The following is a 24,393-nucleotide window of genomic DNA, read 5'->3' as shown; positions in this document are numbered from 1 at the left end:
GCATTAAAATCAATAGCTAATTATTAGCTTAGCATAACTTGTTTGTTCATTTTTAATATAGATGTATAGCAATTTTGCATTCGGTTAATGATCAAGGTATAAACTCCGCCTTGGTTATTATCCCACAAAGGAATCACCCTTGAAGAAATTACTCTGTGCCGCATTATTCATGATGAGTGGCACTAGCTGGGCAGGCTCAGATTTAGAAACCTCTGGCGATGTATTGCATTTATTATTACCCGCTACTGCGATGGGCGCGACCTTGTTTTATGAAGAGGGTTATGACGGTAGTTGGCAGTTAATTCAGGCAGCGGTGTCGAGTCGGTTAATTGTTGAAGGTCTTAAGTATAGTGTGAGTAAAGACAGGCCAGACGATAGTGGCGATGATTCGTTTCCATCGGGTCATACCTCAGACAGCTTTATGGCGGCGACGTTTATTCAGCAGCGCTATGGTTGGCAATATGGTTTACCTGCCTATGTTGCCGCATCTTATGTGGGTTACACACGAGTGGCGAGCGACCAACATTATCTCGAGGATGTGTTAGCTGGCGCGGCGATTGGAGCGCTGGCGGGTTGGTATTTTACTCAACCCTATGAGGGGATTACAGTTACGCCGATTGCGGGTAACGGCGTTTATGGTTTATATGTGAGTGGTCAGTTTTAAGACTATTTTTTGGGATGTGAATCGAGATTTTTATGAGCGAATTATCAGCTGTTTACCGCGAAACTGCCGAGCAGATTTCTTACAATGTTGCGAATAAAGTATTACCAATGGCTAAATTACCGGGTGACTTATTAGCAGCGTACCAAGGTTTGTGTGCCGAACTGTTGGAAGACAGGGAAGGTAAATTTAGCCAAGCTTGGGCATCTTTACCTGCCAGTGCACGTAATCTAATGGAACAAGCCGCATTCCACGGTTTCTATATCGCGAATGCTTGGTTGCAATTGAGTCGTGTCGCCCAAGAAATTTCTGAGCAAGCCGATACCGATAGTGCAATCCAAGAGCAAGAATATAATGGCATTTTTACGCGCTTAGCCGATGAATCGCTCAAAGAAAGCCTACGTAAGTTGAAGAAAGCGCGTACCGATCGCGCTTTGCTCAATAGCTTTAAACAGGTGATGGCACCTTAGTGTTCTATTGAAATGAAAAACTGTGCCTGAAATGAAAAAGCCCGTTACTGCAAAGTAACGGGCTTTTTGCTGGCTAGCACAAACGCTCAACTAAGCTGTTTTACTGCAACTTAAGTCGCGGCAACGCTATGCTTAGAACGAAGTGCGTTTGTAACGGCGATATTCTGGACTCCAGAAATTGCCTTCAATCGACTGCTGTAAGATCTCATCGCTCATTGGCAGCGTTAACCCTTGTTCAACTGCGACTTTACCTACGGCGAAAGCAATATGCTTACTCACCGCATGGATATCTTCCAGTTTAGGCAGTAGTGGACCTGTACCATCGATTGCCAGTGGCGAACATTCGGCAAGTGCGCGACTTGAAGCCATCAGCATGGCATCGGATACGTGACGTGCGCCAGAAGCTAATACGCCTAAGCCAATACCTGGGAAGATAAAGCTGTTGTTGCACTGGGCAATTTCATAGGTTTCACCATCGACAACCACAGGCTCGAATGGGCTGCCCGTAGCGACGAGTGCTTGACCTGAGGTCCAATGCAAAATGTCCTTCGGTGTCGCTTCTACGCGGCTGGTGGGGTTCGACATAGGGAAAATAATCGGCCGAGCACAATGGCTGTGCATAGCACGGATGATTTCTTCGGTGAAGAGACCCGGAACGCCAGATACCCCAATCAGCACTGTCGGCTTGGCGTTGTTAACCACATCGAGCAGTGAAATATTGTCGCTGAAATTGCTCCAATTTTGGATGTTGGTGCATTTCTGCGCCAATTTTTGCTGGAATGGCAACAGGTTAGGCATGTTGTCCAGCAATAAGCCCCAACGGTCAACCATACACACTTGAGTGCGAGCTTGCTCGTCGCTGATCCCTTCAGACACCATTTGTGCCACGATAGCTTCGGCAATACCGCAACCGGCACTACCAGCACCGAGGAAGGCGATACGTTGTTGATTCAATTCAGTGCCTGCAGCCTTACACGCGGCGAGCAAGCAACCAACAGCAACCGCAGCAGTGCCTTGAATATCATCGTTAAAGCAGCAATAGCGATCCTTATAACGCTCTAGGATCGGCATGGCATTCTTTTGGGCAAAGTCTTCGAACTGGATCAAAGTATCCGGCCAACGCACGTGGACGGCTTGCATAAAGGCTTCGATAAACTCGGCATATTCTTCGCCACCGATGCGTGGATGGCGCCAACCCATATACATAGGATCTTCTAACAGCTGCGGATTATCTGTGCCTACATCTAAGGTAATAGGCAGGGTATAAGCCGGACTGATACCGCCACAGCTAGTGTAGAGTGACAGCTTACCGATAGGGATCCCCATGCCGCCAATACCTTGATCGCCAAGGCCTAAAATACGTTCACCATCAGTGACTACGATAATTTTAACTTTTTGACGAGTCGAGTTATTGAGGATGTCATCGATCCTATCTTTGTTCGGATAGGAGATAAACAAACCACGGTTGCGGCGATAGTTTTTCGAGAAACGTTCACAAGCTAAACCTACCGTCGGCGTATAGATGATGGGCATCATCTCGCTGATGTTATTTTGCACTAAACGATAAAATAAGGTCTCGTTTGTGTCTTGGATATTACGTAGGTAAATATGCTTGTCTAAGTCGTTATTGAAACTTCTAAATTGATCGTAGGCGCGAGAAGCCTGCTCCTCAATCGTTTCAATGGCATAGGGGACTAAGCCTTCGAGGTTAAAGAAAATACGCTCTTCTTCAGAAAATGCACTGCCCTTGTTAATCAGTGGGGCTTCAAGAATGGCAGGTCCTGCAAACGGAAGATAGAGGGGGCGTTTATTATCGTCCATGGGTAACCTTTTGAGTTATTGTTTAAGTGGTCAATACGTGCTGTAAGTCACGTAAGGTTATCATGAAATGTGATCTTTGTTGTTCGTGGAACGAGGTATTTGTGGTTTTTTTTGCAGCAGTAAAAAAGTCAGCTGTTTTAAACAGGATTTCTGAGGTTGTTGAGATGGAATTGTTAAGGTCTTGTTTATATCCAAACAAGCTCAGGTGTAGATAAAAACGGATATAAAAAAACGCAGCCTAAGCTGCGTTTTATGTCATAAGTTTAGCGTTATACGCCGCGATACTTAAGTGATAAGCCGCGGATAAAGTTACGCAGTATTTGATCGCCACACTCTTTAAAATTCTTGTGGTCTGGATTGCGGAACAGGGCGCTTAGCTCTGATTTTGACATTTGCACTTCGGCTAAAGCCAAAGCTGCTACTATGTCTTCTTCACGCATTTCGAGGGCAACTCTCAGCTTTTTAAAGATGAGGTTGTTGTTTAAACGTGAAACGGGCGCTGGAATTTCTGCACCTTCACGTAGACCGCGCTTCTCTATGATAAGACCATCTAAAAACTGACATAAGGTCGTGTCGTTACAAGCTTTATAACCTTCTTCCTCTTCTTTACGTAGAAGATCAATCATCTCTTCGACAGGCACTTCTCTTCCAGCTTTAGCAAAAATTTTAATCATTTTTGCATTGCTAAAATCAAACACGAAGCGCAAACGGCGCAAAATATCATTATTAATCATGGTCATCTCTTGGCGCGGCTGCGCTATCTGGTTTAAGAGCCCGCATTATATACCCAAACCACCTTAATTGCAGAATTCAGCGGGAATTTAATGGCAGTTAGTTAAGGCCATTTATTGCTCCGGCATAAACATTCTGGCAATTAACCTTTAATGATGTTGTACCAATAGATAAACAGTGCTGCGAAAATCAGTAGATAAATCAGGCCAAACCAAGAGAGGAGTTTCATCTTAGCGCCATATCTGTCTGTCTCGGGGAGCTGTTTGCTGGTCATTAAGCGGTAATTTAACCAAGCAAAAATGACTGTGGTCATGAAGGCCAAGATCATCACAAACTCGAGTAACGGTAAGAGTGCACCTTTAAAGAAGAGGATCAGTAATAAGCCAAAGGCACTGATGGCGAGCATGATCCCTGTGAGGCGTTTGTCTGAACTGGTCTTTGAGGTGAGTAACTGCCAGCCCATATCTAAGGTACGGCTATAGCCATCAATCACTGTAACTGTTGTGCTGAAAATACACAGAAATGCCACAATACCAATAAGATAACGACTCTCGCCGCCCATCACTTGGCTGTAAAGATTAATCAATTGATTAGCAAACTGCGCGCCGGAATCTGAAAAGTGTTCGCCACTGCCATGCATCACTAAAGCGCCCAAGGACAAAAACACGATCGCGAGGATCGCAGTGATGATATAGCCTAAGTTAAAGTCGAGCAGCGCCTGCGCTTTCGTCACTGTCTGGCTTTTTTGTTTTTCGAGCAACCAGAGAGAATTCCAAGCGCTGACTTCAATCGGGGCTGGCATCCAACCCATCATGGCGACCAGAAATCCCACATGGGCCCATTGCCAAGGTGAAGGAGAGGCAAAATTGCTCGCTAATGGTTGAGCGTGATCCCAAGCTAAGGCCACGGCAATTAAGGTGGTTAAGGTTAGGGCGAACATGATGATCTTAGTGAGTCTATCAAGGAGTTGATAATGGCCTAAAATCAGTAAAGCCAATGAACTTAGCAATACCAGCAGGGCTAACCAATCGATGGGCAGCGGAATAAATTGGGTCAACATAGCGGCGGTTAACATGCATACCCCTGCAGTACTGGCAATGGCGGCGATCACATTGAGCCCAGTAAACAGCAGTAAGTAACCTCGGCCCTGTTTTTGGTAGCCGTGCAGTAGACTCTCCCCTGTGGCAGCTGTGTAGCGTGCGCCAGCTGCAAAGAAGGGATACTTAAGTAAATTCACCCCAAGAATAACCCAAGCTAGTTGCCAACCAAATTCGGCGCCCGCCCGAGTCGAGGCGACTAAATGGGATGCGCCAATCGCCGCGGCGGCCATAAGAACACCTGGGCCCATGGCTTTAATGCCGAGAGTTAGGTGTGTCATCCAAGAGGATGAAGGAGAAGTTACTGAAGATTCTGTCATGTCGTTATTAAAAATGCCTGTTGAAAATTAATCTGGGGAATCGAACACTCCCTCATGTTAAGGCTGCGCTCATGTTAAAGCCGCGCTAACGCTAAGTGAGTGGCTCAACATTAAAGGTAAAGTGATTGAACTAAAAGTCGTTTTATTCAATTTATCTGTTTAATTTTTGACTGAGTAAAGTTTCAATGCGTTTTAAGCTTGCAGCCATTTCGACTACGATTTGTAACAGCGTATTATCTGGCTGTGCCGATGGGCTTATTGGGTGCAAGGGCTGGGTAAGCCGTTCTTTTTGTTCTAATACGCGGGCTCTAAATCGAGGCGCATCGACTATGCCGACTAAGCTTATCAATGCGCCTGCGCCCGATTGCCCTGCGGTTTCTACCGTGAGTTTATGCAGACCAAATAGGCGCATAATTGGGCCTTGGATCAATGCCATATCGGTAATTTTGTCCAAAGGCACAGTGTTTTCAGTACGAGTTAATATGCCCCTCCTGACAATAAGTTTATTGCTGGTGAGCTCGGCACTCATGTTGTTAATATAGCGGCGAGTCCCCCACAGCCCTATTGGAAACCAAAGTAATAACAAGGGAATACCTATTATGCTTAGGCTGAAATAGGCGGCCCCTGAAAGCAACCAATACCAACCTAAATGGGTTTCAAACTCTGCTTGATAAATAATCTTGTCTTCCATATTTCTTCCTTTAATTCTGATATTCAAATACTGCGACTTGTCTTGTAGGTTGAATTTTTAGTGCTTAGACCTTCTTTGATTCTCGTATGAGGAAAATACACTGCCTCAAATGTAACAAAAGCTTAACTTTTATTTCTCTGCCATTGACTTTGGTTTGTAACTCATTACCTTGTGTATTGTTAATTTAGGGTTTTCTTATTGTTAAAATAATTTTAATGAGATAAATAAAACAAGGGAAATGTATGAACAGACCTCAGATTCTACCCAGTGCTTGTGCAATCGCAATTGCTATGGCATATGCGCCAACCGTGGCCCATGCTGCCGATAAAGGTGCAGAAAAAGTTGAACGTATTGAAGTAACGGGTTCCCGTATTAAACGTACCGATATTGAAGGCCCTTCCCCTATTCAATCGATCAGTAAAGACGATATTGCCAATATGGGATTTGATAACCTGCAGCAATTACTTGAACGCATGCCTGCCAATGGTGCTGGCGCGTTTTCTACCCGAGGAAACAGCCAAGATTCAACCGCCAACGGCGGCGCATCTATCAGTCTACGTGGTTTAGGCCCAGACGCGACCTTAGTGTTAATTAACGGTCGTCGTGTTGCGGCGAGTGCTTTTGCCGAAGGTATCACTAATTCCTTTGTTGATATCAATAATATTCCGGTATCAGCTATTGAACGTATCGACATACTGAAGGACGGTGCATCGGCTATTTATGGTTCTGATGCGATCGCGGGTGTGGTTAACATTGTTCTGAAAAAAGATATTGAAGGCATTGAGGTCAATCTTGGCTACGGTGATGCTTCAGGCACTGGCTACGATGAAACGACAGCGAATATGGTGTGGGGGATGAAGTCCGATAAGGGCAGTGCTTCCGTTATCCTCGACTATTTCAAAAATGATACTTTAGCTGCGACTGATTTAGGACGTTTTGGTGTTTCAAATCAATCACCTTATGGTGGTGAAGATTTTCGTTCTTCCCGTGGTTTTCCTGGGTATTTCTATGTTGATGGTGTTAAAACTATCGATCCTGCTTGTCCTGCTGATAGTGCAACCGCGAGTGGAAGTTGTTTATTTGAGTACGGCTCATACAATTTTGTTGCGCCGGCTGCGGAGCGCGTAGGGGCTATTGGCCAATTTGACTATCATTTTAATGATGATTTAACAGCATTTTTAGAGTTAGCGGCGCAGCACAATACCTCAATCGCAGGTGGAGCACCGACACCACTTGACGAGGATGCTGGTTTAACTGTACCTGGATCTCACCCGAATAATCCTTGGGGGAAAGATATTGAAATTGGTCGCTTCCGTACGGTTGATGCGGGGGCGCGACGTTGGGATATTGAATCCGATAGTTTACGTTTAGTTGCTGGTTTACGCGGTGTAGTAAAAGAGTGGGATTGGGAAGCTTCTGTTCAAAAAGGTCGCAGTGAGTCGACTCAAACGGGTGATCGCAGCCAAGGCTGGGTAAGAACAGATTATTTGCAACGTGAAATTGATGCGGGTCGTTACAATCCTTTCGGCGGCACGATGAACTCACAAGAGGTCATTGACGCTATTACCACCAGTTTAGTACGCCAAGGTTTGTCAAACATGACATCTTATGCGGCTAACATATCTGGTCAAGCATTTACCTTGGCTGGTCGCGACATCATGATGGCGGCGGGAGCTGAATATCGCGAAGAAGATGTCAGTGATGTGCCCGATGAGCAATTCCAACGTGGATTGATTTTTGGTACTGAAGCTGTCTCTGCGGCGGCATCCCGTGAGCAATATGCCGCTTATATGGAATTATCTATTCCAGTCACGGATAACTTCGAGTTGCAACTCGCTGGTCGATATGATCATTACAGCGATTTTGGTTCAACGACTAACCCTAAAGTCGCCTTTCAATGGGGAGTGACTGACGAGCTAACGGCGCGCGCGTCTTGGTCTACGGGCTTCCGTGCACCCTCGTTAGCGCAGATAGGTCTTGGTCCATCTCGCGAAAGTAGTTTCTTTGTCGATACTTACCGTTGCGCTGCCGATAATGTTGATTGTGAAGCCTTAGATTACAACACTGAATTTGAAGGTAACTCTGAGCTGGATGCTGAAGAATCCGAAACTTGGAACGTCGGTATGATCTGGGCGCCGAGTCAGACGTTTGATGTGGGTTTTGATATCTTTAGCATCACGCAAGACAACAAAATTGATAAACAGCCATTAGGCGATATCTATACTGCAAATTGTAACGATCAAAATAGCACAGTGTGCGAGCGCTTAGCGCCACAGCTAGGTCAAACTTTAGGTCCGATCAGTATTATCCATTCAAGCTTTATCAACTTAAGCTCTCAAGATGTACAAGGGATGGATGTCTCTAGTCATTATGGTTTTGAGCTAGATAGCTATGGGGATTTGAAGTTTGGCTTAGAGTACAGCTACTTACATAATTTTGAGAAAGATGGTCTGGATTACACGGGTGAGTATAAGTTCCCTCAACATCGCTGGTTACTCACCACTAACTGGACTATGGATAATTTTGCCGCCAATATTAATTTGAGTTACATCGGTGAATTTGAAGATACCCCAGATATCAATTTCGATGGTGTACTTGATTTTGAAAGTAATAAGTCTCGTATGATCGACTCTCAATTATTGGTCGACATGTCTGGTACTTATCGCTTCAATGAAATGTTCAAGCTGACACTAGGCGTGAACAACGTATTTGATGAAGAGCCACCATTTGCTATCGGTGACGGGGATACGGATCTCTACGGCTATGTTATTTCAGTACATAATCCTATGGGCCGCTACATTTACACTAAATTCACGATGAACTTCTAACTACCGCTTAGCGTCATTTCATTCGGAATGGTGCGTCATTTATGATGGGTGGTGTGATCTCTAATAAAAAAGGCCAATAATGATATTGGCCTTTATTTTTATAGGGTTAAACTTGTGACGGTTGAGTTTATAACTGCGTCGCTGCCCACTTTGCGCGACTTTCGCGGCTTTCACTCATTTTGGTCGGTTCACGGAAGGCTTTGTAGGCCTCCACGTCGAGGGCCACTAGGCTGACGTCGACTTCTAGGACCAGTTTGCACTCTTTCTTGATGCGCCAAGCGGCCGTGTTGTACAGCTCAGTAAAAGGCAGTGAACTTAAGAATTCGGGGTTGTATTGTGTGTAAACCGCTTGAGTGGGGTAGACCACGAAGGCTAAGTGACGCTTAGGTTCTTTCTTAAATAGTTCTTCGATACCATCGCAGGTGTTGAGCACTTGCATCTCAATGATGTCATCAATATCAAGCAGTTTCTTTTGTGCCAGCTCAGGTGCCAGTTGTTCACCGCTTTCCCAGGCGAGTACATCGGCTTCGCTATGGTTAGTCAGAGCACCAACTTGAGCCGTGCTTAAGCTGAGTGACTGGCGTAAGTAGCTCATTTCGATGGCATTCAAGCCAATGTTCTTAGACATAATCGTGTTCTCAATGCAATAAAAGTAAAATTAGTATTTGATCTTTAACCAGATTTCTTCAACCCATTCCCAAAACGACTCCCAATAGATATCGGTAAAGTCGCCGTTTTTCCAGAAATGTACTTGACCATCTTGGTCGATACAGTAAAAAGCATCACCTTGCTGACATATGGCAATCATGTCCCTTGGCATACCGATGGACCACGCATAGCAAGTCACTTCGGGCAGGTAGGTGTGCGAGTAGGGATCCGATGCTGTTACTGGCTCTATCGTGCCGTAAATCACATCACTGGCATACAACAGGTATTCTTTTAGCTCCCTTGGCAATGAAATCAGGATTTGCTCTTCGACTTCGACGAGCTGCTCAAATGTGGGTAATTCGAGTGGTACAGGAACAGTTTCGCTGCGTTCTTGGAGTTGCTCAATAATGTCGTGCATGGCATTTCCTGCTGATAGGGCTATGGCGCGGGATTATATACTTAAAAAGACGTTCGATGCGAGAGAGTGCATTTTTCAGCTTATTTTTAATATGTTTTTTCAGGCACTGTAAAATATAAAAAAAGGCGCTGGCACCTTTACAGATAACCAGCGCAAGAGTGGAAGCTTTTTAGTTAAGCGACTGAGGCTCTTAATAAACTGGCTTCATCAACCCGTTTATAGTTAAGCCATGCCTTGTGGTACAACTTATGTGATTCTTGACGTAATTGGGCAATCTGCGCGAGTTCAAACTCACTTAGTGAACGTTGTTGTTTACGAGCATTGGCCTCAATCCTTTGTACTTTTTCATATACCTTGTGTTCAGGACCATTTTTGATATCAGCGATATCCTGTAGGTGTAACTGCACTTCAGCAATCATGCCTGATTGGGGTAAGCGTACCAGTAGATTGAGATCGCGATAGCCAGAGGCTTTAGGTTCAGCAAAGCGGTTTTTTTGTTTCACAACTTGGGTGTGCTCATTCAAAGTTTGGTAGGCCTGCATCAGATCTTGAATGCTGTCGGTCACAATACTTGCCCTTGCAAGGTCGGTAATTTGGCTGGCATCACCGTTAAATTTTGTGGCCACTTTATCGGCTGCTCTTTGGTAACTCTTTACTGGCGGAACAATCACTTGTGCCTGTGAATAATGGGCAATATTGGTGAGTAATTGGGCGAGTTCAGCTTGTGCATCATAGGCTTGGTGATGGAGCACGGATAAGTCATTCGAGGGTTGATGAGGCGCATCGAAGGTCTGACTGCTGAGTGCATATAGACCATGTAGGTCATGGCTTGATGCCTGTCTTGCACTGTAATTACCACGTTCTGCTTTACTGTCACTGATGTCGAGAGGATTTGTTACACCAGCGCGGCTCGATAATAAGAGTAGAAAAATAAAAAAAGTACGAAATAACTTAGTCATGCGGCCTACTTCCTTATGGGTGAGTTATTCAGGTCACGCACCCACCATAGGCTTCTATTGCTTAATTAAAGCTGAACCAACCATGAAGACTTGTTCATCTTGCGCATGGGGCTCAGTGGTTTAAGGAAATAAAAATGGCGCCACCTTTAACAGTGAGCGCCATTGTTGGCCAGCTTATGCCGCTGAACAGTGATTTAAATTTGGCTTACCAAATTTTTACGCGTTTCTCTGGTGCGATATACATGGCATCGCCAGGTTTTACATCATATGTAGTGTAGAACTCAGGCATGTTAGATAGGGCACCCAGAGCGCGGAATTCCGCAGGTGAGTGTGGATCGGTCGCTACGCGGTTACGCATGGCTTCTTCTTTAGCTTTTGCGCGCCAAATTTGCGTGAAGCCTATGAAGAAACGTTGCTCGCCCGTTAAGCCATCGATAACGGGTGCATCTTTACCGTTAAGCGATTTCTTATAAGCACGATAAGCGATAGTCACACCTGACAAGTCACCAATGTTCTCGCCTAAGGTTAAGCTGCCGTTGACATGCAGATCATCAAACACTGCGTAACCATCGTACTGTGCGATTAGCGCTTTGCCGCGAGCAGAGAACTCTTTCAAGTCTTGCTCTGTCCACCAATCACGCATGTTGCCTTCGCCATCGAATTTAGCGCCTTGGTCGTCAAAACCGTGGCCCATTTCATGGCCGATCACCGCACCAATACCACCGTAGTTGACTGCATCGTCAGCCGCCAAATTGAAGAAGGGTGGTTGCAGAATGGCAGCAGGGAACACGATTTCATTCATGGTTGGGTTGTAGTAAGCGTTAACCGTTTGTGGCGTCATGTGCCATTCGTCTTTATCGATTGGCGCGCCCAGTTTGGCTAGTGATTTAGCATGTTCAACTTCGCTGGCACGCATAGCGTTACCGACTAAGTCGTCTGCCTTGATGGTCAGCTTACTGTAATCTTCCCATTTGTTCGGGTAACCGATTTTCGGGTTGAATTTTGCTAATTTATCCGCCGCAGCCACTTTAGTGCTGTCGCTCATCCAAGTTAATTCTTTGATGCTGTCGCCGTAAGCACCACGCAGGTTTTCAACCAGTGCTTGCATACGGTCTTTGGCTTCTGGAGTGAAGTGACGTTTGACATACACTTTACCCACAACTTCACCAAGAACGCCATTGACGGCTGCAACGCCACGCTTCCAACGAGGTTCTTGTTCTTCTTGGCCATTCAAGGTTTTAGAGAAGAAAGCGAAGTTTTCATTGTCTAACGCTTCACTCAGATTGCTCGCCGCGTGCGTCAGCACTTGCCATTGCATATAGGTTTTCCAAGTGGCTAACTCAGTTGTTTTTAAAACTTCGTTTAACCCTTGGATATAGCTAGGTTGGTTAACTATGATATCGGTTTGCTTGTCAGCGCCAAGAGTGGCTAAGTAGCCAGCCCAATCGATATCCGGTGCCAGTGTTGGTAGATCTTTGACTTGATATAGATTGTAGGTCTTAGTGCTGTCGCGGTTTTCAACCACATCCCAGTGCTTGGCAGCAATGGCCGTTTCTAAGGCTAAAATAGCTTCAGCACTGGCTTTAGGGTTAGCAAGACCCGCAAGGGTAAACATTTTTTCGATATGGGCGACATATGCCTTACGGATATTAACGAAGCGTTCTGATTCGTTAAAGTAGTAGTCTTTCTCTGGCAGGCTTAGGCCATATTGATAGAGATGCGTTGCGTAACGGCTAGAGTTTTTCGCATCGATATCGATATAAAATGCTATTGGGGTACCCGCGCCAGCGATTTGGCTGTGGGCGAAGTACTTCACTAATTCATTCTTATCTTTTAAGGCATTAATAGCATCAAATTCGCCTTGGATTGGTGTGACTCCCAGTTTATTGAGTGTCTCTGTATCCATAAATGAACGATATAAATCGGCCACTTTTTGCTCGTCTGTACCAGCGGCAAGATTGGGTGTTGCAGCCACTTCTTCGATAATGGCTTTTACGTCGTCACGTGATTTTTCACGTAAATCGTAGAAAGCGCCAATGCTAGTGCGATCGGCTGGGATCTCAGTGTTTTTTAGCCAAGTGCCGTTAACGTATTTATAGAAATCGTCTTGTGGACGAATCGCTTTATCAAAATTAGCAAATTCAATTCCAGAACCTAGTGCTTGAGTCACTGCCGCTGCGGTGGCTGTTTTAGCAGTTTCAGGTGCTTTAACTTCGGCAGCCTTGTCATTACAGGCAGTCAGGCCTGCGATAAGTGAGGCACACAGTCCCCCAATGAGTACTTTTCTCATGTTGTTTCCTTCGAGTTTATTATTGTGCCCATTATTGGGGCTGTTATTTTGGCAAAATGGGATTGCTTCAGGCGCAATGAACTATGTTAATGCCTTACTAGGAATCGAAACAAGGTCATTACAGTGTTTATCGTGGATTTATCTTGAGTGATATGTAACTAAAGGTTACCAGTTAGCATATTTAAGTCAGTCGCTGTAAAGTTACCGTATGCAGGCCTTTTCAGGTAAGCGAGCACTTCGATTTCTCATTTTTAAATAGGGTTAATTCAGTTGCCTAATTCGTTTTGCAGGGTTGCCTGCAACCACTGTTTTGGCAGCGACATTTTTAGTTACTACGGCGCCAGCACCGATGACGGCATCATCACCAATATTGATTCCTGGCATTATGATTGCGCCGCCGCCAATCCATACCCGTTTACCGATGTGAATCGCTTTAGCGGTTTCCAAACCTGAGCAACGTAGCTCGGCATCAAGTGGGTGACTTGAGGTATAAAACTGTACATTGGGACCAATCATAGTCTGTTCATCAATAAAAATGGGGGCATTATCCTGCAAGGTGACATTGACATTGATGAACACTCTGTCAGCAAGAGTGAGATTGATGCCATAACTGATAAAAATCGGCGTGGAGATAGTTGCAGCAGGCGATTTAAGGGGCAGAAGTTGTTGGCAGAGTTGGGCGTACTCAGTGCTATTTTGAGCAATCGTTTGATTTAATTGTCGATTCAGTCGCTGCTGTTGTGTTCTTAAACTTAAGAGTTCGCTGTCAAGACAATCATATTCTTGGCCTGTGATCATCTTTTGGAATTCAGTCATAGCATCTTTCCCTATGGTGATTACTGTCAATGCGTAAGGGCTAATATAGAAACACAGCTCGCGTTGAGCAGCAATTCTTTGCCCTTTGAACTGGTCGGCTTCATAATACGGCAGTTTTCTTTATTGAAGTTGAGTATTAACGTGCGTTTAGACAAATTTATCTGTGAGAGTACCTCACTGACTCGCTCATTAGCGAAAAAAGCCTTGCATCGCGGTGATATTACTTGTGATGGCTTAGTCGTTAAAGACTCGGGTTTTAAAGTGACTGAAGGTATGTGTGTTTGCCTTGAAGGCGAGCCGATTGTCTTAGTGGGCGAGCGTTATTTAATGCTTAACAAACCGGTAGACACTATTTGCTCGACGATAGATGAAACCTACCCTTCGGTATTGAGCTTAGTGGATGTGCCTAAGCCAGAAACTTTGCACATTGCTGGTCGTTTAGATGCCGATACTACAGGGCTCGTGTTGATTACCAGTGATGGCCAATGGTCGCATAAGATCACCTCACCGAAGAAAGAATGTGGCAAACGCTATTTAGTGCAACTCGCTGAGCCTGTGGATGCTCGTTTGATTGCGGTATTTGCCGCTGGCGTTGAATTGCGTGGTGAAGATGGTCTAACTAAGCCGGCGTTACTGGAGATTATTGAACCACAATTAGTGCGATTAACCATCACTGAAGGTAAGTATCATCAAGTGAAGCGTATGTTTGCCGCTGTGGGCAATCATGTGCAAGGGTTGCACCGTGAAAGTGTTGGGCAAATTGAATTAGACCCCTCCTTAGCACTGGGTGAATGGCGATATTTGACGCCTGAAGAGATAGCTTCTGTCTAACGAGTTTGATATAAAAAATGCCGCCCGAGTTTTACTTTGGCGGCATTTTTATTTGTGCTAAATAGCTTTTATTACTGTTTCTTTAAAATCAGATGACCGCTGATGGTATTCATCTTCACGTTGGCTGCACCAGAGCCTGTTTGGAATGATAACTCTGTGCTTGGTACATATTTTTGTTTTTGTGGTACATCTTGGGTTAAACCGTTGTTGATTTTTCCACCAGGACCACCATCTAAGTTGAAGCTTGCATCGGGAACATCATTAAAGATCACGGTAATATCGCCACTCACACTTTCTAAATTCGCTTTGTTGAAGTTTTTAGCGAGTGACACTTGTGAATCTCCGCTGACGGTTCTGAGCTCGATTTCTTTGGTGACACTAAAGTTAGCATTCACTTCACCTGAGACTTGTTCAATCGTGACTTTTTCTGCCTGAGTGTGGCTTTTTAAGTCACCGCTAACGAGGCGATAATTCATTTCTCCTTTACTGTCAGTGTCCTGAATCGTGCCGGATACGGTTTCTAATTTGATTTTTCCATCAAGTGCTTTGGTCGTGATATCGCCAGAGACTGTATGTAACTCAGGTTTACCACTTAAGTTGTTGGCGTTGATATTGCCACTTACCGTATTCAAATCTAGTTCACCTTGAGTTTCGGCAACTTGCAGATTGGCAGAGATGGTATCTGCACTGAGTTTAACCGTCTTTGGGACTTTAATGGTGAGCTGTGATCCTTTGTCATTATTGCCATTATAGTGGCGAGGCATCTTGTCTTCGATATTGAGACTATTTCCCTGTTGCTCAAACACAAAGCCTTCGCTCAATTCATCTAATGTGCCAGTGACACTCACTTCATTCTTGTCCCATGTTTGAATGGTCACATCACCGCGTTGGACTTTGATCTGCAGTTGAGTATCGCTGCTGACACTTAACTGTTTATCAACGCTTTGTGCTGCTAACACATTGCCCATTAAGCCTAAACAGAGTGTCGAAACCAATAGGCTAGCTTTAGTGAGATTGCGGTTGCTCATAGGGTGTTTCCTTGTGTCGAGTTTCTAATGGGTAATTTTTGGCCCTGTTGTAATAGGTCGAGCTCACGCTGCTGCACCCAAAGCCAGAGTTGCCAAAGTTGTTTATCGGTTGGATTCGCTTGTAAAGCTTGGTAAATCTGTGTTGCTGCGAACCTTAGCTCAGTTAAACCTTGCTCAACGGGTGCGCTGAAACTGCTCGTTTGCCACATTAGCGCATTTGGCGCCTGTTCTAGGTTGTCCACTTGCGCTTGGTGCGATGTTGCAATTTGGGTGAGTAATAAATGTAAGGCCGCATCCCCTGGTTGCTCTGGCATAGCTTGGTTCTGGGCAAGCTCTGTCTGCTGCATAATGAATGAGTTGAAATAGGGCAATTGGGTATATCCCAATGCCGCTAGAATAATAAACGAAGCCGCTATCGCCCAAGCGTGACTCTTCTGGGATTTGTACGTTTGGGCTATCAGCGTTTTATCCATGCGTTTTTCAATGCCTTGCCACAGATCATGTGTAGGCGACATCTCTTTGGGCGCGCTATTGATCAATTGCTCAAGCTGTTGTTCACGGGAAAGCGGCGTTAACGTCATTACAGCATCTCCTGTAGTAGTTGCTTAGCTCTATGGTATTGGGTCTTGCTGGTGCCGACGGCAATGCCAAGTAAGTCAGCGATTTCATCATGTTGATAACCTTCGATTGCACAGAGTACGAAAACCATGCGAGCGCGTTCTGGCAGTTTGAAAATTAACTTATCTAATCCGCTATAGCTGCTATCAGAGCTTAAGGGTTCAGTTTCTTGTTCCAGCGGAATAAATCGTGACCAAAAGGACTTTTGTTTACGAATGCTGCTCAATGCTTGATTGACACAAATACTGTGTAACCAAGTGGAAAACTGACTCTCACCTCGAAATTGTGGCAACTTCTGCCACACTAAAATAAAACACTCTTGGGTAATTTCTTCAGCCATAGCGCTATGGCCGCAAAGGCGCAGTGATAGGGCGTAAATACGTTGGTAATGGCTTTGATACAGCAACTTGAAGGCAGTTCTGTCTCCTTGGCTCGCTAAGGTGACCAGTTCAAAGTCAGACATTGAGCCATTGAGTGGGAGGATCCCTGCTGTCACTGTAATTTCCTGCCATAATGATTGAGTGTTGTAGTTTTGACGCAGTGGGCGCTACAAAAGGTTTGGAACCTTAAAAAATATATTTTATTTAGATCAATTATCCAGCGTAACATTTTTGTAATTTGTAGTAGAATTCGCCCGAAAAAGTACTGCTAAGCTAATGAAGTAATTCATTTTATATCAATTGATATTATGACACTTACATCTGCTTTGAGACGGTATATTTAACGTAATTAAAACGAAATACTTTGTAGTAACGGTAGGGTATCACCCTGAAGCACCAAGCTAAATATAAGTTAAAAATAATGCGGTACTCACAGTATGGGAGCTTAAATCGACAAGCTATCAAAGTATTTGATGTGAACTTTTAATGTATTGCTATGTTTGCGCTGTTAAAGGCTTAATTTCCAGCTATCTTTTTAAGATAGATTATATATTCGGGGACTTTCTATGCTAATCCGCTCAAAGTTGTTACTCAGTGCTGCAGTGTCTATTTCGGCACTAATTGCCATGTTTGGATTACAACTCTATTCAAATTCGGTGAAATCGGAACTTTCTAACGCGGCTCAAAGTGTGCTTGATTTAGAGCGCGACGTCTTAATTTTGCGTAAAAATGAAAAGGACTTTTTCGCTCGCAAGGATTTGAAATATGTCGAGCTGCATAAGCAAAGCCACATGGCAATCGACAGTATTGTCCCTGAGTTAGAGAAAGTCTTTAAAGAATATGGGGTGTCGACTGCCTCACTTGAAAGTTTTGACCGTAATTTAAATCAGTATCAAGCCGCTTTTTCTGAAGTGGTGCAGCTACAACAAGAGATTGGCTTAACACCTAAAACAGGTTTGTACGGTACATTACGAGCTGCGGTGCATAACGTTGAAACGCTACTCAAGGAATTTGATCAGCCCGCACTCGAAGCCGCAATGCTGCAACTTAGGCGTAACGAAAAGGATTTTATGCTGCGTCGTGAGCTAAGTTATGTCGAAACCTTCGATACTAATATTGGTAAGTTTAATGACAAGCTTCGTGCCTCGAGTATCGATATTGATACTCAACGAAAAATTGAAGAGCTTATTACTCAATATCAAAAGGATTTCAAAAGCTTAATTAATAAAGAACAGCAGCTTGGTTTGACCGAAAATGACGGTACTATGGCGCGAGTTTTAGCTGCAAACCAGCAAACTGAGAGCAGTACGAGTGACTTGAAAAACTTAGCTCTTAAGGCCATTGATGATGCTGAGAGTAGTAGTGTTAATGTCGGTATTACTGTGTTTATCTTTATTGCGTTACTACTATCAATCATTACCTACTTGATTATCCGCAGTATTATCGCGCCTGTTGAGCGTATCACGCAGATCATTTCTCGCATCGAAGTGAGTAAAGATCTGACATTGAGGTGCGATGCCTCCACCCAAGATGAACTTGGTGAAATTGCACAGCATTTCAATAGCATGGTGAGTAGCTTCCAACAGCTGATTGAGCAAGTGATTGAGTCGGTCGCAACGATTAACACTTCCTGTAAACGTGTTTCAGAAAATGCCATGCTCGCCTCCGAAGGTGTGGGCCAACAACTTAATGAGACCGACATGGTCGCAACAGCAATCACTGAGATGGGCGCAACGATTGAGGAAATCGCTAAAACAACCGAATTAGCGGCATCAAAAGCAGGTCAGACCCACGATAATGCTCAAAGTGGTCAATTAGAGGTTGAGCAAACGATACATAAAATCCAGTCACTTGCTGAGCAGTTGAATAGCTCTGCAGCGGTCGTTAACGAATTGGAACGTGACAGCGAGACTATCGGTAGCGTGTTAGATGTGATCCGCGGCATTGCTGAGCAGACTAACCTTTTAGCCTTGAACGCCGCGATTGAAGCGGCGCGTGCGGGTGAGCAAGGCCGTGGTTTTGCTGTGGTTGCCGATGAAGTGCGTAACTTAGCGATGCGGACGCAATCGTCAACCCAAGAGATTGCTAACATCATTCAAACGCTGCAGACGCGTACCCGATCGATTGTGCAATTGATGGAATCTAGCCAAAAACAAGGCGTTGAAAGCGCTGAACAAGCGGCAAGTGCAGGCGCTTTATTGAAGCTTATCAATAACGACGTGCGTAATATTATGGACATGAGTACTCAAATTGCGGCGGCTATTGAAGAGCAAAGTATGGTGGCGGCCGAAGTGAACAAGAACGTGGTGGTGATCCGCGATATCGCTGAGGAGTCATCCCATGCGGCAGATGCAAATGCGTCCGCATCGGATGAGCTTAAGGCGCAGGCTGAGTTCTTATTCCGTGCGGTGAGTAATTTTAAAATCTAATGCGTAGAAGCCAGTTTACATCTGATGATCAGAAGCTGGCTTAAAAAATACACTAACAAAAACGCACTCCGAGGAGTGCGTTTTTATGTCTGAGTAATTAGCTCTGCAAGCTTAGTGATTCGTTAAAACAGCAAGCTGTGCATTGGAACCGCTCAGATTAGTCAGAACGTTCAGTAACAGAACTATTAGTGACGGAACATGGCAGAAATAGACTCTTCGTTGCTTACGCGACGAATTGCCTCAGCCAGTACCGCAGACATAGTTAACTGAGTTACTTTAGCCACTTTCAACATTTCTGGGCTTAAAGGAACAGTGTCAGTCACAATCACTTCATCAATCACTGAGTTAGCGATATTTTCAGCCGCTTTGCCAGAGAACACTGGGTGAGTTGCGTAAGCAAATACGCGGTTCGCACCATGTTCTTTTAAGGCTTCAGCCGCTTTACACAGAGTGCCGCCTGTGTCGATCATATCGTCAACGATAATGCAGTCACGACCTTGAACATCACCAATGATGTGCATAACTTGCGCAACGTTCGCTTGTGGGCGACGTTTATCAATGATCGCTAAATCAGAATCATCCAACAGTTTTGCTACTGCGCGAGCGCGAACAACACCACCGATGTCTGGAGAAACAACGACTGGATTATCTAAGTTCTTCGCTAACATATCCTCTAGTAGCACTGGGCTACCAAATACGTTATCAACAGGAACGTCGAAGAAACCTTGGATTTGCTCAGCGTGCAGGTCACAGGTCAGAACGCGGTCAACACCCACGCTAGACAGGAAATCGGCAACCACTTTTGCAGTAATAGGTACACGGGCGCTACGAACGCGACGGTCTTGACGAGCATAACCAAAGTAAGGAATAACAGCTGTGATACGGCCAGCAGATGCACGGCGTAGCGCGTCAACCATAACGATGAGTTCCATCAGGTTGTCGTTTGTCGGCGCACAAGTGGATTGGATGATGAACACATCGGCCCCACGTACATTTTCGTTAATTTGGACACTGATTTCACCATCGCTGAAACGACCAACCACTGCGTCTCCGAGTTTGCAAAATAGACGATCGGCTATCTTTTTAGCGAGACTGGGGGTGGCGTTCCCAGCAAAGAGCTTGATGTCGGGCACTGTATGAACCTCAGGCGTTTGCTTTATATTTTAGTGGCTAGAGTAACGACGATGTAGGGACGGGAGGAACCCGAGGCGTTATCGTTAAGTGGTTGCTCTAGAAGAAAGTAGTTTAAGGGTGACTGAGTCGCGTGATGAGCGGCGAAAGATTCATCCCTTGTGCAACAAATCCTTGCATTTCAGACGGTAATTTCGCCAAGGCTGCGAGAGCTTGTTGCTTTTGTGTGAATTCCCCGAACACGCATGCGCCTGTTCCTGTCATTCTCGACGGCGCATATTCTAGCAGCCAGCCTAATGCCTTGGCAACTTGAGGGTATTTAGAAACGACTAGTTTTTGACAATCATTTGCCCAAGGTTGGTTCATTAAGGTCTCTATGGCCAGTTTCGGGGTATCACGTGGTAAAAGTGGATCTTGGAATACTTCAGCGGTGGATACATGGGCATCGGGTGCGATGATTAAGTACCAAGGCTCACTCGGATTTACCGCTTGTAAGCGTTCACCTACACCTTCGGCAAAAGCGGCGAAACCATGAATAAAAACAGGAATATCGGCACCAAGTTTAAGGCCGATTTTAGCCAGTTCTTCGGTCGATAATTGGGTGTTCCATAATGTGTTCAGTGCCACTAAGGTGGTGGCAGCATCTGACGAGCCGCCACCTAAACCTCCGCCCATGGGTAGACGTTTATCCAACCAGATTTCGGCGCCGCCAGTAAAGCCTGTGGTTTGTTGTAATGATTTTGCGGCTCGCAGAATTAAGTTATCGCTATCGGCGACAACATTAGAGATATTGGAGTGCAAAATCAGTCCTGCGGTTTCAGTGACCTTAAAATCGAGCATGTCACAGTAGTCAATAAACTGAAACAAGGTTTGCAGTTCATGATAACCATCTGCGCGGCGACCATTCACGTGTAAGAATAAGTTAAGCTTGGCTGGTGCTGGCCAATGGCGTGAAATTGCTGCGGGCATGCTAAGGTTTCTCTTCGAGTATGATTGCAGGCTTGCCGAGGGCTTGCCATTGATTCAATTGTAGTTTGAGTTGTAAGTCACCACGCTCAAGCTTTAATTGATGGGGCACGTTGGCGCCGCTCTGGGATTGCCAACTTAAAAATGTTACCTGCCAAGGCGGTGGGGTTTGAGTGTTCGTGAGCTGTTTGGGTTTGCCTTGGCTATCGCTTTCCAGTACTTGGTCATTCGGGCCAACTTGGCCGGTGATCCATAAAGGTAAATCGGCCAAGGGGATGGACCAACCGCTGACGCGCTCGAGTAAACGCTGGGCATTATCGTCGCGAAAATCTTTGCCATCGATATGCAAATGGGCAGAATTTGGGGTTGAGTTAAGCGTCAACACCGTTGTGCCTAGCATTGTCGTGAGAGTGAGTTCATCGCGATCTTCACTGTGGCGCCAGTAGATATTGGCACTGAGTTTATCGTCGGGAGTTTTTATCGCTAGTTTTCCCTGTAATTCCCAAGCTTTGGCTTGGCGCGCATCATTGACTGTGATTGGGCTTAAGTCAGTCATCGGCGGCAAGGTTTCACACCCCGCCAGCAAGAGTAGGGCGCTTAAGGTAAAACAAGAGAAAATGGTTTTTGTGAGGCGCTTCAAATTATTCATCTATGACTGATATACCAAAGTCCTTATGATACGAGGGCTTGGAAAGAATACCAATGCCAAACGTAAAATTTCCATCGGCGGTCACTTAGATTTGCTCCCTTGGGGCAAATTTTGCCTTACCTATTATTGATAGAAAATTTAGGTAAGAAGTTAGACCTTTATTCGGTTTTGTTAAGCGTATTCTGTTTTTAGTTGGGCCGATTCAGTAGAATGCCCTTATTAAGAGAGTCGCCAAGAATCTAGAAAGAGTCAGATGAGCCTTGTAGCAATCGGTATTAACCATAAAACAGCCACGGTAGACCTGCGTGAGAAAGTCGCCTTCTCTCCGGACAAAATTCATGACGCTATGAAGAGTCTGGCCAGTCGTACACGCTCGGGTGAAGCCGTTATTGTCTCGACCTGTAATCGCACTGAGTTGTATTGCAACAACGGCGATGAGGCCGACATTATTGCGTGGCTTGAAGAATATCACGGCCTAGATCATGAGGATGTAGCACCTTGTCTCTATAACTATCATGGTCAAGATGCCGTCAGGCATTTGATGCGCGTAGCCTCTGGGCTCGATTCTTTGATCCTTGGTGAGCCGCAGATTCTCGGTCAAGTAAAGCAAGCGTTTGTTAAGGCTAAAGAGGCTGGTACGGTTGCGCTAACCATAGATAGACTCTTTCAGAATACTTTTTCAGTCGCTAAGAAAGTCCGCACTGACACTGAAATTGGCGCCGCCGCAGTTTCAGTGGCATTTGCCGCGGTAAGCATGGCGAAACATATTTTCTCATCGATATCGACCACTAAAGTGCTGTTAATTGGTGCGGGTGAAACCATAGAACTGGTTGCGAAGCATCTTAAAGACAACGGCGTGGCTTCAATGGTCGTAGCAAATCGAACGTTAGAACGTGCCCAAGGCATGTGTGAGGAGTTTGGCGCAACAGCAATTACACTGGCGCAGATACCAGATTATCTCCCAAAAGCCGATATCGTGATATCCTCTACCGCCAGCCCTCTGCCTATCCTAGGTAAAGGCATGGTCGAAAAAGCGCTAAAGCAGCGTCGCCATCAACCTATGTTATTGGTTGATATAGCAGTTCCCCGGGATATTGAGCCGGAAGTCGCCGATTTGGATGACGCGTTTCTGTATACAGTGGACGACCTGCATAGCATTATTGAACAGAATATGGCTTCTCGAAAAGAAGCCGCCGAGCAAGCTGAAGTAATTACTGAAGAACAATCTTTCCTATTTATGGATTGGATCCGTTCTTTAGAGTCGGTCGACAGTATTCGCGAGTATCGCAGCCAGAGCATGGCGGTAAAAGATGAGTTAGTGGAACGCGCCCTGAATAAATTAGCCCAGGGTTCAGACACTGAGCAGGTATTGATTGAACTAGCCAATCGCCTGACCAATAAACTTATCCACGCACCGACACAGGCCCTCACGGCAGCGAGTCGTCAGGGGGATTTGAATACTCTCGGTCAGTTAAGATCAGCGCTTGGATTAGATAAAAACTAAGGTTAGCGAGTTAAATGAAGGAATCCGTTATCCGCAAGCTGGAAGGCTTGCTCGAGCGCAATGAAGAAGTCATGGCTTTGCTGGGTGATGCTAGCGTCATTTCTGATCAAGACAGGTTTCGTGCGTTATCGAAAGAATACGCCCAGTTAGAAGACGTTGTTGCTGGCTTTAAAGCCTATCAGCAAGCGCAGGCCGATCTCGATTCTGCCAAAGAAATGCTGGAAGAAGACGATGCTGAAATGCGTGAAATGGCGCAGGAAGAGATGAAAGCCGCTAAGGCCAAACTCGAGCAGCTCGAAGACGAATTGCAAATTCTATTATTGCCAAAAGATCCTGACGACGATAAAAATGCCTTCGTTGAGATCCGCGCTGGTGCAGGCGGCGATGAAGCGGCTATTTTTGCCGGTGATTTATTCCGCATGTACAGCCGTTATGCTGAAGCGAATCGCTGGCAGATTGAAATCATGAGCTGTAACGAAGGTGAACATGGTGGCTTTAAAGAAGTGATCATGAAGGTCAGCGGTGACGGCGTATACGGCAAACTTAAGTTTGAATCCGGCGGCCACCGTGTACAGCGTGTGCCAGAAACCGAATCCCAAGGACGTGTGCATACTTCAGCGGTTACTGTTGTGGTACTTCACGAAGTGCCTGAAGCGGAAGCGATTTCAATCAATCCAGCCGATCTGAAAGTCGATACTTATCGTTCATCAGGTGCAGGTGGTCAGCACGTTAACAAAACTGACTCAGCTATTCGAATCACCCATATTCCTACTGGGATCGTGGTGGAATGCCAAGATCAACGTTCGCAACACAAGAACCGTGCCCAAGCCATGAGTGTACTGGCCGCACGTATTCAAGCTGTTGAAGACGAAAAACGCCGTAGCGCTGAAGAATCGACCCGTCGTAGTCTGGTTGCCAGTGGCGATCGCTCCGAACGTGTACGTACTTACAACTTCCCGCAAGGCCGCGTGAGCGAACACCGCATCAACTTGACCTTATATCGCTTGAACGAAGTAATGGAAGGCGATCTCGATGCTATTTTATTGCCTCTGATGCAAGAGCATCAAGCCGATCAGTTAGCCGCACTGGCTGACGAGCAGGGGTAA

General features: G+C 45.4%; 22 protein-coding genes. 7 read left to right on the top strand and 15 right to left on the bottom strand.

The genetic code is table 11. The annotated features are described in order from the left end of the window. Positions 1-139 precede the first annotated feature (139 nt). Together KO537_RS03180 and KO537_RS03175 are read left to right on the top strand one after the other, a co-directional pair. Positions 140-664 (top strand): phosphatase PAP2 family protein, encoded by a 525-nt coding sequence (locus KO537_RS03180; protein ID WP_105250166.1) that lies wholly within the window; start codon positions 140-142, stop codon positions 662-664. 32 nt (positions 665-696) lie between these two features. Further along, the gene (locus tag KO537_RS03175) at positions 697-1,131 is read left to right on the top strand and encodes a DUF3069 domain-containing protein (protein ID WP_105250165.1); all 435 of its coding nucleotides are present in this window, start codon (positions 697-699) and stop codon (positions 1,129-1,131) included. Between the two features lie 132 nt (positions 1,132-1,263). Here KO537_RS03175 and KO537_RS03170 read toward each other — a convergent pair whose 3' ends face one another. The 4 genes from KO537_RS03170 to KO537_RS03155 form a co-directional block, all read right to left on the bottom strand. Further along, positions 1,264-2,952 carry an NAD-dependent malic enzyme gene (locus KO537_RS03170; protein WP_105250164.1) on the bottom strand — a complete coding sequence of 563 codons (1,689 nt, stop codon included), beginning with the start codon at positions 2,950-2,952 and terminating at the stop codon, positions 1,264-1,266. Positions 2,953-3,221: 269 nt separating this feature from the next. Then, a complete protein-coding gene (locus tag KO537_RS03165) occupies positions 3,222-3,686 on the bottom strand; it encodes a DUF1456 family protein (RefSeq protein ID WP_168824742.1) in 465 nt (154 codons plus the stop codon). A 140-nt stretch (positions 3,687-3,826) separates the two neighbouring features. After that, positions 3,827-5,101: an Nramp family divalent metal transporter gene (locus tag KO537_RS03160; protein ID WP_173242876.1), complete on the bottom strand. Its 1,275-nt coding sequence runs from the start codon at positions 5,099-5,101 to the stop codon at positions 3,827-3,829. A gap of 151 nt (positions 5,102-5,252) precedes the next feature. Then, positions 5,253-5,792, bottom strand: a complete 540-nt coding sequence (locus tag KO537_RS03155) for a PH domain-containing protein (RefSeq protein ID WP_113939056.1) — start codon at positions 5,790-5,792, stop codon at positions 5,253-5,255. A gap of 242 nt (positions 5,793-6,034) precedes the next feature. On the opposite strand from KO537_RS03155, the gene KO537_RS03150 reads away from it, so the two are divergent. Continuing rightward, complete coding sequence (locus tag KO537_RS03150; protein ID WP_113939055.1) at positions 6,035-8,620, top strand: TonB-dependent receptor; 2,586 nt, start codon at positions 6,035-6,037, stop codon at positions 8,618-8,620. Between the two features lie 127 nt (positions 8,621-8,747). Here the strand turns inward: KO537_RS03150 and KO537_RS03145 are convergent, their stop codons facing one another. The 5 genes from KO537_RS03145 to KO537_RS03125 form a co-directional block, all read right to left on the bottom strand. Next, positions 8,748-9,248: a DUF4447 family protein gene (locus KO537_RS03145; RefSeq protein WP_173242879.1), complete on the bottom strand. Its 501-nt coding sequence runs from the start codon at positions 9,246-9,248 to the stop codon at positions 8,748-8,750. 30 nt (positions 9,249-9,278) lie between these two features. Then, positions 9,279-9,686: an SMI1/KNR4 family protein gene (locus tag KO537_RS03140; RefSeq protein WP_113939053.1), complete on the bottom strand. Its 408-nt coding sequence runs from the start codon at positions 9,684-9,686 to the stop codon at positions 9,279-9,281. 173 nt (positions 9,687-9,859) lie between these two features. Beyond that, positions 9,860-10,645: a RelA/SpoT domain-containing protein gene (locus tag KO537_RS03135; protein WP_219233837.1), complete on the bottom strand. Its 786-nt coding sequence runs from the start codon at positions 10,643-10,645 to the stop codon at positions 9,860-9,862. Positions 10,646-10,850: 205 nt separating this feature from the next. Then, a complete protein-coding gene (locus KO537_RS03130; RefSeq protein ID WP_219233836.1) occupies positions 10,851-12,935 on the bottom strand; it encodes a M13-type metalloendopeptidase in 2,085 nt (694 codons plus the stop codon). Between the two features lie 261 nt (positions 12,936-13,196). Beyond that, positions 13,197-13,751 (bottom strand): sugar O-acetyltransferase, encoded by a 555-nt coding sequence (locus tag KO537_RS03125; protein WP_219233835.1) that lies wholly within the window; start codon positions 13,749-13,751, stop codon positions 13,197-13,199. A gap of 78 nt (positions 13,752-13,829) precedes the next feature. On the opposite strand from KO537_RS03125, the gene rsuA reads away from it, so the two are divergent. Then, positions 13,830-14,582, top strand: a complete 753-nt coding sequence (gene rsuA / locus KO537_RS03120; protein ID WP_219233834.1) for a 16S rRNA pseudouridine(516) synthase RsuA — start codon at positions 13,830-13,832, stop codon at positions 14,580-14,582. 71 nt (positions 14,583-14,653) lie between these two features. Here rsuA and KO537_RS03115 read toward each other — a convergent pair whose 3' ends face one another. The 3 genes from KO537_RS03115 to KO537_RS03105 are packed head-to-tail and all read right to left on the bottom strand — an operon-like array spanning position 14,654 to position 16,724. Continuing rightward, the gene (locus KO537_RS03115; RefSeq protein WP_219233833.1) at positions 14,654-15,610 is read right to left on the bottom strand and encodes a DUF4097 family beta strand repeat-containing protein; all 957 of its coding nucleotides are present in this window, start codon (positions 15,608-15,610) and stop codon (positions 14,654-14,656) included. Beyond that, complete coding sequence (locus KO537_RS03110; RefSeq protein WP_219233832.1) at positions 15,607-16,191, bottom strand: anti-sigma factor; 585 nt, start codon at positions 16,189-16,191, stop codon at positions 15,607-15,609. Before KO537_RS03110 ends, KO537_RS03115 begins: the two co-directional genes overlap by 4 nt. Further along, positions 16,191-16,724 (bottom strand): RNA polymerase sigma factor, encoded by a 534-nt coding sequence (locus KO537_RS03105; RefSeq protein ID WP_113939254.1) that lies wholly within the window; start codon positions 16,722-16,724, stop codon positions 16,191-16,193. The genes KO537_RS03110 and KO537_RS03105 overlap by 1 nt, the downstream gene beginning before the upstream one ends. A 450-nt stretch (positions 16,725-17,174) precedes the next feature. On the opposite strand from KO537_RS03105, the gene KO537_RS03100 reads away from it, so the two are divergent. Then, a complete protein-coding gene (locus tag KO537_RS03100; protein WP_105250151.1) occupies positions 17,175-19,037 on the top strand; it encodes a methyl-accepting chemotaxis protein in 1,863 nt (620 codons plus the stop codon). A 185-nt stretch (positions 19,038-19,222) separates the two neighbouring features. On the opposite strand, the gene KO537_RS03095 is transcribed toward KO537_RS03100, so the two are convergent. From KO537_RS03095 to lolB, 3 genes are all read right to left on the bottom strand, one after another. Next, positions 19,223-20,170 carry a ribose-phosphate pyrophosphokinase gene (locus KO537_RS03095; RefSeq protein WP_006080255.1) on the bottom strand — a complete coding sequence of 316 codons (948 nt, stop codon included), beginning with the start codon at positions 20,168-20,170 and terminating at the stop codon, positions 19,223-19,225. 112 nt (positions 20,171-20,282) lie between these two features. Beyond that, positions 20,283-21,137 (bottom strand): 4-(cytidine 5'-diphospho)-2-C-methyl-D-erythritol kinase, encoded by an 855-nt coding sequence (gene ispE, locus KO537_RS03090; protein WP_219233831.1) that lies wholly within the window; start codon positions 21,135-21,137, stop codon positions 20,283-20,285. Between the two features lies 1 nt (position 21,138). Further along, positions 21,139-21,783, bottom strand: coding sequence for a lipoprotein insertase outer membrane protein LolB (gene lolB, locus KO537_RS03085; protein ID WP_168824762.1), 645 nt, complete (start codon positions 21,781-21,783; stop codon positions 21,139-21,141). 253 nt (positions 21,784-22,036) lie between these two features. Between lolB and hemA the strand changes: the two genes are divergently transcribed. Together hemA and prfA are read left to right on the top strand one after the other, a co-directional pair. Continuing rightward, on the top strand, positions 22,037-23,287 hold the full coding sequence (hemA, locus tag KO537_RS03080) for a glutamyl-tRNA reductase (protein WP_028761678.1): 1,251 nt from the start codon (positions 22,037-22,039) through the stop codon (positions 23,285-23,287). A gap of 14 nt (positions 23,288-23,301) precedes the next feature. Then, on the top strand, positions 23,302-24,393 hold the full coding sequence (gene prfA, locus KO537_RS03075; protein ID WP_131523734.1) for a peptide chain release factor 1: 1,092 nt from the start codon (positions 23,302-23,304) through the stop codon (positions 24,391-24,393).

Origin of the sequence: Shewanella sp. NKUCC01_JLK (genome assembly GCF_019345615.1) — a bacterium.
Taxonomy (GTDB): domain Bacteria; phylum Pseudomonadota; class Gammaproteobacteria; order Enterobacterales; family Shewanellaceae; genus Shewanella; species Shewanella oncorhynchi.
This window is presented reverse-complemented; position numbering and strand designations above follow the sequence as displayed.

Excerpts from the sequence above, each read along its gene's own strand:
- KO537_RS03115 (WP_219233833.1), bottom strand. The coding sequence starts at position 15,610 with ATGAGCAACCGCAATCTCACTAAAGCTAGCCTATTGGTTTCGACACTC.
- KO537_RS03155 (WP_113939056.1), bottom strand. The coding sequence starts at position 5,792 with ATGGAAGACAAGATTATTTATCAAGCAGAGTTTGAAACCCATTTAGGT.
- prfA (WP_131523734.1), top strand. The coding sequence starts at position 23,302 with ATGAAGGAATCCGTTATCCGCAAGCTGGAAGGCTTGCTCGAGCGCAAT.
- KO537_RS03100 (WP_105250151.1), top strand. The coding sequence starts at position 17,175 with ATGCTAATCCGCTCAAAGTTGTTACTCAGTGCTGCAGTGTCTATTTCG.
- KO537_RS03145 (WP_173242879.1), bottom strand. The coding sequence starts at position 9,248 with ATGTCTAAGAACATTGGCTTGAATGCCATCGAAATGAGCTACTTACGC.
- KO537_RS03125 (WP_219233835.1), bottom strand. The coding sequence starts at position 13,751 with ATGACTGAATTCCAAAAGATGATCACAGGCCAAGAATATGATTGTCTT.
- ispE (WP_219233831.1), bottom strand. The coding sequence starts at position 21,137 with ATGCCCGCAGCAATTTCACGCCATTGGCCAGCACCAGCCAAGCTTAAC.
- KO537_RS03160 (WP_173242876.1), bottom strand. The coding sequence starts at position 5,101 with ATGACAGAATCTTCAGTAACTTCTCCTTCATCCTCTTGGATGACACAC.
- KO537_RS03140 (WP_113939053.1), bottom strand. The coding sequence starts at position 9,686 with ATGCACGACATTATTGAGCAACTCCAAGAACGCAGCGAAACTGTTCCT.
- KO537_RS03110 (WP_219233832.1), bottom strand. The coding sequence starts at position 16,191 with ATGACGTTAACGCCGCTTTCCCGTGAACAACAGCTTGAGCAATTGATC.
- KO537_RS03135 (WP_219233837.1), bottom strand. The coding sequence starts at position 10,645 with ATGACTAAGTTATTTCGTACTTTTTTTATTTTTCTACTCTTATTATCG.
- lolB (WP_168824762.1), bottom strand. The coding sequence starts at position 21,783 with ATGAATAATTTGAAGCGCCTCACAAAAACCATTTTCTCTTGTTTTACC.
- KO537_RS03170 (WP_105250164.1), bottom strand. The coding sequence starts at position 2,952 with ATGGACGATAATAAACGCCCCCTCTATCTTCCGTTTGCAGGACCTGCC.
- hemA (WP_028761678.1), top strand. The coding sequence starts at position 22,037 with ATGAGCCTTGTAGCAATCGGTATTAACCATAAAACAGCCACGGTAGAC.
- KO537_RS03165 (WP_168824742.1), bottom strand. The coding sequence starts at position 3,686 with ATGATTAATAATGATATTTTGCGCCGTTTGCGCTTCGTGTTTGATTTT.
- KO537_RS03130 (WP_219233836.1), bottom strand. The coding sequence starts at position 12,935 with ATGAGAAAAGTACTCATTGGGGGACTGTGTGCCTCACTTATCGCAGGC.
- KO537_RS03150 (WP_113939055.1), top strand. The coding sequence starts at position 6,035 with ATGAACAGACCTCAGATTCTACCCAGTGCTTGTGCAATCGCAATTGCT.
- KO537_RS03175 (WP_105250165.1), top strand. The coding sequence starts at position 697 with ATGAGCGAATTATCAGCTGTTTACCGCGAAACTGCCGAGCAGATTTCT.